Annotated in this window: 1 protein-coding gene; it reads left to right on the top strand. The window is 60.2% G+C overall.

The window, feature by feature from the left end; translation table 11 throughout:
* Positions 1-63: 63 nt before the first annotated feature.
* A partial coding sequence (locus tag OXG98_20225; GenBank protein MCY3774339.1) for an aryl-sulfate sulfotransferase occupies positions 64-1,372 on the top strand: 1,309 nt, incomplete at its 3' end.

Here is a 1,372-nt window from a genome sequence, read left to right as displayed (position 1 = left end):
AGACAAATGAGAACCAGGCTTGCAAATCTATCGGTTGGCTTCGTTACGGGGCTGTTGGTCGTCATGTCGGGCTCCGTCTCCGCCTACGAGGCCTCCCGCGGACCCACGGAGGTAATCTACTGGGACCCGCACAAAGCCCATTCCGGCTACACCATGGTGAAGACCCAGCGGGTTCCGGGCGCTTATCTGATCGACATGGCGGGTCAGGTCGTGAACTATTTTCCCGATTTTCATGACGCCTACTTGCAGGAAGACGGCACCGTATTCGGGTACTTGGGCAACAAGAGGTTCGCCATTCGGGACTGGGAAGGTCAGACGCTCTGGGAGTACACGGAGCCGCGCGAGGACTACAGCCCCCATCACGATCATCTGCGCATCTATAACGCCGAGCTTGATGACTACACGGTCCTCTATATCGCCAATGCGCGGCTGACGCATGACGAGGCAATCGCACTCGGTGCGAACCCGGGTGCCGCCGAACGCTACGACGGCGCGCAAATCGACACGATCGTCGAGATCGACAATAGCGGCACGGTGATCTGGGAGTGGCGGTTTCGCGATCACCTTGTCCAGGACGTCGATAGCTCGAAGCTCAACTACGTCGGCGACGGACGTTCCATCGCGGACTATCCGCAGCGGCTCGACATCAACTGGGGCGTGCTCTCGCCGGACTACGTGCATTGCAACGGGCTGGACTACAACCCGGAGACGGGCCATATCGCCGTCAGCTGCAACTTTACGAAAGAGATATACATCATCGATCACGACGGAACGTTCGTGGCCGGTGATCCTGAGGAAAGCATCGAGCTCGCGGCCGGCGAGGCCGGCGATTTTCTCTACCGCTTCGGTAATCCGGCGATCTATGGTCAGGGCGAGCACCCTCACTACGCGGAAAAGAACTGGGCGCTCCAGGAATTCTCCGGCCACCTGCAGGTCGGGGGCGTCCACGACATTCAGTGGATCAGGGACGGATTCCCCGGCGCCGGGAATCTGCTGCTGTTCAATAACGGATTGTCGGTGCCGCGAGCGTACGGCGATGGCGATCCCCAGTCGGAGTTCATGGAGCTCAATCCGTACCTGGGTGAAAACGGGGTGGAGAAGGACCACTATGTGAATCCGCCGGAAGCCGGCTACACGAACGTCATGCCGGGCACGAGACGCTCCCTGGGACAACAGGATCCCAGGGCATCCCGTCGTCTGTTCTCGAACCAGATCGTGTCCATGTACCACACCACTGACGGCTTCAACAGCTTCCACGGCTCGGCGGTCCAGCGCCTGCAGAACGGTAACACGCTCGTGCAACTGGCGCGGCCTGGCCGCATGGTGGAGCTGACACCGGACGGTGAAGTGGTCTGGAAGTACGTTAACCCCC

This window comes from Gemmatimonadota bacterium, from assembly GCA_026706345.1.
Classification (GTDB): Bacteria; JAAXHH01; JAAXHH01; order JAAXHH01; family JAAXHH01; genus JAAXHH01.
The sequence above is the reverse complement of the archived record's forward strand: the minus strand, read 5'-3'. Positions and strand labels throughout refer to the sequence as shown.